The sequence below is a fragment of the Coleofasciculus sp. genome (assembly GCF_046565525.1).
In the GTDB taxonomy this organism is placed as follows: Bacteria; Cyanobacteriota; Cyanobacteriia; order Cyanobacteriales; family Coleofasciculaceae; genus Coleofasciculus.
Genome location: NZ_JBKHUP010000211.1, coordinates 1 through 4802 on the forward strand (window position 1 = coordinate 1; position 4802 = coordinate 4802).

General features: G+C 45.7%; 3 protein-coding genes. 2 read left to right on the forward strand and 1 reads right to left on the reverse strand.

Annotated elements, in window-relative coordinates:
• Together ACLGGO_RS35010 and ACLGGO_RS35015 are read left to right on the forward strand one after the other, a co-directional pair.
• Positions 1-2281, forward strand: a 2281-nt coding sequence (locus ACLGGO_RS35010; protein WP_446422772.1) for an Ig-like domain-containing protein, incomplete at its 5' end; no start/stop codon positions are given.
• A gap of 100 nt (positions 2282-2381) precedes the next feature.
• Positions 2382-3608, forward strand: a complete 1227-nt coding sequence (locus tag ACLGGO_RS35015) for a class I SAM-dependent methyltransferase (RefSeq protein ID WP_446422773.1) — start codon at positions 2382-2384, stop codon at positions 3606-3608.
• 356 nt (positions 3609-3964) lie between these two features.
• Here ACLGGO_RS35015 and hisB read toward each other — a convergent pair whose 3' ends face one another.
• Positions 3965-4609 carry an imidazoleglycerol-phosphate dehydratase HisB gene (hisB, locus tag ACLGGO_RS35020; RefSeq protein ID WP_446334587.1) on the reverse strand — a complete coding sequence of 215 codons (645 nt, stop codon included), beginning with the start codon at positions 4607-4609 and terminating at the stop codon, positions 3965-3967.
• Positions 4610-4802 lie beyond the last annotated feature (193 nt).

Here is a 4802-nt window from a genome sequence, read left to right on the forward strand (position 1 = left end):
CTTCGAGACTCCCCTAGATGCCGATGGAAATAACAGTTACGACGTAGAAATTACGGCTGATGATGGTAATGGCGGTAATGATAGTCAATCCCTCACGATTACCGTTAACGACATTAACGAATCTCCCACAATTACCTCTAGTTCTACCGCTAACCTAGATGAAAACACAACTCTAGTTACCACCATTACCGCCACTGATCCTGATGGCGATATTCCTACCTTCTCGATTACCGGAGGAAGCGATAGTAGTCTCTTTACCCTTGACGCCAACACCGGAGAATTAAGCTTTAACAACCCTGCCAACTTCGAGACTCCCCTAGATGCCGATGGAAATAACAGTTACGACGTAGAAATTACGGCTGATGATGGTAATGGCGGTAGCGATAGTCAATCCCTCACGATTACCGTTAACGACATTAACGAATCTCCCACTGCTAACAACGATAACTTCAGTACGGATGAAGCTACCGCCTTCACAACTGCCAATGTTTTAGACAACGACAATGACCCCGATTCTAGCGATACAATCAACGTTTCTAACCTCGATACCACAACCACTTTAGGTTTAGTCATCAATAACGGTGATGGCACATTCCACTACGATCCAAATGGTCAATTTGAATCCCTCGCTGTCGGAGAAACCGCTATTGATAACTTTAGCTACACAATCGACGACGGTAACGGCAACACTGACACCGCCACCGTTAACATTACCATCAACGGCGTTAACGATAGTCCCATTGCCAATGATGATAATTTCACCCTCAACGAAGACTCTGTTTTCACCACAGCTAGCTTCTTAGGCAATGACAGCGACATCGACAGCAATGATACTCTTACCTTCGCCCGTCTCGATACCAGCAATACCCTCGGCATCGTCACACTTAATGCCGACAATACCCTCACCTACAACCCCAATCAAGCCTTCGCTTTTCTTAGCCAAGGAGAAACCGCAACTGACAGCTTTATCTACACCCTAGACGACGGCAACGGTGGCATCGATACCGCCACAGTCACCGTAACCATTAATGGTAGCAACGACGCACCCACCCTGAGTACCATTAACAAATCCGGGGATGAAGACACGACGATTTCCTTCACGGCGACTGACTTTACCGCTGTATTTAATGATGCTGAAGGAGATAGTCTCAGCCAGATTAATATTCTGTCTCTCCCGGCTAACGGTGTCCTCCGTTTAAATGATACCGCCATAACCCCAGGGGAAACGATTGCTGCCGCCAACCTAGATAACCTCAGCTTTACTCCCGATGCTAACTTCAATGGCACCACTAGCTTTATCTGGAATGCCGCTGATGGTTCCCTATTTGCTTCAGGTGCAGCCGTTAATCTTGCGATCGCGTCGGTGAATGATAACCCAGTGAGTGGAGATGATCAGGCTACGACTCTAGAAAATACAGCGGTAACTATCGATGTCTTGGCTAATGATAGTGATCCAGTAGAAGGAGACTCGGTATTTATAGACAGCTTTGATGCCATTTCCCTTCTGGGTAGCACAATTAGCCAAGATGATAACGGCACACCGAATGACTTAACGGATGATCAACTCGTTTATACGCCTGAATTTGGCTTTGTCGGCACAGATAGCTTCACCTACACAATCTCTGATGGCAATGGGGGAACATCCACCGCTACTGTGGATGTCGTCGTTGAACCCATCCAGGATATGACTCTCTTTGGCACTCCCCTAGACGATACCCTCATCGCTAATATCGGTGACGACACTCTCTTCGGTTTAACGGGTGAGGATATCCTGAATGGAAAAGCAGGAGATGACTTTGCCGACGGTGGTGCTGATGATGATCAGCTTCAGGGAGAGGCTGGAAACGATACCCTTCTGGGTAACTCAGGGAATGACTTCATCGATGGGGGAGAGGATGATGATCTCTTAGACGGTGATACCGGAGATGACATCCTGTTGGGTAGTTTAGGCAACGATACCCTCAACGGCGGTGCAGATCGTGACTTTCTCAGTGGGGGAGTAGGAGACGATCTCCTGGATGGTGGCACCGGTAGCGATCGCCTATTTGGTGGTGCTGGTGCCGATAAGTTCCTGTTACAATCTGGTACGGGAGGGGATCTGATTTTTGATTTTAGCGATGGTGAGGATTCTTTTTTACTCACCAATGGTCTAACTTTCGGGCAGTTAAGTATTACATCTAATGGTTACAGTACCTTAATTAGTGATAGTAACACCAGTGAAGTATTGGTGACAGTTTTAGGTGTATCGGATTCTTTAATTACTGAAGCTGACTTTACTTAGGGTTAGAAATTAAGGTAAAAACCAATAGTAAGATCGCTATAGTAGGCACAAAGCCTGCCAGCCGCGAGTCCAGCGCTTACTACAAACCCCATCTGCACTTATGTCATTATCCCAAAAGGAACAATCCCTGAGACAGCTAATTGCCGATAAAATTGCGGCGACACCGAATCAGCGTATTTCATTTGCCGAATATATGAATTTAGTCCTCTATCATCCCGAACAGGGATATTATGCTACAGGTGCGGTCAATATTGGCTCTGAAGGAGACTTTTTTACCTCATCCCATCTGGGTAATGATTTTGGTGAGTTGCTGGCGGAACAGTTTGCCCAAATGTGGGAAATTCTGGAACAGCCTAAACCCTTCACTTTAGTAGAAATGGGGGCGGGTCAAGGATTGGTTGCGGCTGATGTTTTAACCTATTTACATCGACAGTATCCAGACTGTTTTGCTGCGTTAGACTATATCATTATCGAAAAAACAGCGGGATTAATTAAGAAACAACAACAAGTTTTAAATCAACTGAATATACCTGAATTGCCCTTACGCTGGTGTACCTTTGATGACCTACCCGATCATTCAATTATTGGGTGTTGTTTCTCGAATGAACTCGTGGATGCATTTCCGGTGCATCAAGTGGTACTGGAAAAGGGACAGCTTCAGGAAGTCTATGTGACAACGATAACGACAGAAACCAATGAAATTCATTTTGGTGAAGTTATCGATGACCTTTCTACACCTCAGTTGAAGGACTATTTTCAATGGATGGGAATTGATTTATATTCGGGGGCGTATCCAGAAGGCTATCGGAGTGAGGTGAATTTAGCCGCGTTAGATTGGATGAATACGATTGCCGATAAGCTAAAACGAGGGTTTTTGCTGACAATTGATTATGGTTATTCTACCGATCGCTATTATTTACCCGCACGACATCAGGGGACATTAAAATGCTACTATCGTCACCGCCATCATGATAATCCTTATGTCTATATTGGACAACAAGATATTACCGCTCATGTAAATTTTACGGCTTTAGAATGGCAAGGAGAATTGTCTGGATTGCAAACCGTGGGATTGACGAAACAAGGATTATTTTTAATGGCATTAGGATTAGGCGATCGCATCTCGGCACTATCAGCCGGAAACCAGCAGGGACAAGCAATCGCAGGGGCGCAGGATCTGATCAGAATTATGCGGCGTCGGGATGCTTTACATCAACTGATTGACCCGACTGGATTGGGGGGATTCATGGTGCTAGTACAGAGTAAAGGGTTGAGTCTGGAAAAAGCGCGATCGCTCAAAGGATTAACGATTCCGCCAATTGTTTAATTTGTTGTATGTCATTTGTCAAAAGATGTAGGGGCGGGTTTAGGGAATCTGTAGGGGCGGGTTTAGGGAATTAATTTAGCTAGTCACCAATAACGGAACAACAAAACCCGCCCTCCCCACCAATAACGGAACAACAAAACTCACCCTAATCCCCACCTAAATTTATCAATTAACCTCAAACCCGACAACAAAATCCACCTGATTTTAAACCGCGATCGCACGCCAAAGATGTAGTGATAGGGTGGAGCAGGGCGGGTTTTGTAGAAAGGTTATGGGTTTGTCTGTTAATTTTGCCCCTAAACCCGCCCCTACATTAGATTCACTGCCCCGATATCAGAAGACAAATGATTATTAAGTCACAAAACTCCCTTAGAACTGGGAATCATTCCAGCGCGACGCGGATCAATTTCTGTTGCCATACGGACTGATCGCGCAAATGCCTTAAATGTGGCTTCAATAATATGATGAGAATTAATTCCATCCAGTTGGCGGATGTGCAACGTCATTTGGCTGTGGTTCACCAATGCGACAAAGAATTCCCGCACCAGTTGCGTATCATAGGTACCAACCCGTTGAGTGGGAATCTCTAAACCATAGCTTAAATGAGGACGCCCCGAAAAATCCAGTGCCACTTGGATTAATGCCTCATCCAAGGGTGCGATAAAATGACCAAAGCGGACAATCCCTTTGCGATCGCCTAATGCCTGAGCAAACGCCTGTCCCAATGTAATGCCAACGTCTTCATTGGTATGGTGATCGTCAATTTCGATATCACCGGTTGCTTTCACGTCTAAATCAATTAACCCATGAGAGGATAGCTGATGCAACATGTGATCCAAAAATGGGATACCTGTGTCAGCACGACAGGTTCCTGTACCATCGAAATTCAGGCTAACCTGTACATCAGTTTCACCCGTGGTACGTCTCACGGTTGCTGTCCGGGCTGAGAATAGAGGATGCTGAGACTCTTTACTAATACCTGTGCGATCGCTGGTTTGCATAGTCGCTTCTGACAAGGGAGAACACCGTCTATTATTGTCTCACACCCAATTGCCATTCATTCATGTCTCTGTTTCCCTATCTCCCCCATCTTTCTTGTCTCCATATCTTCCCTTAGTTACCGGAAAAGCGATGGGTGAAGGCTCCCACGCTCTTTAGCTGGGAGATGAAACCGAGCGAACCGTCTAGGTAGCG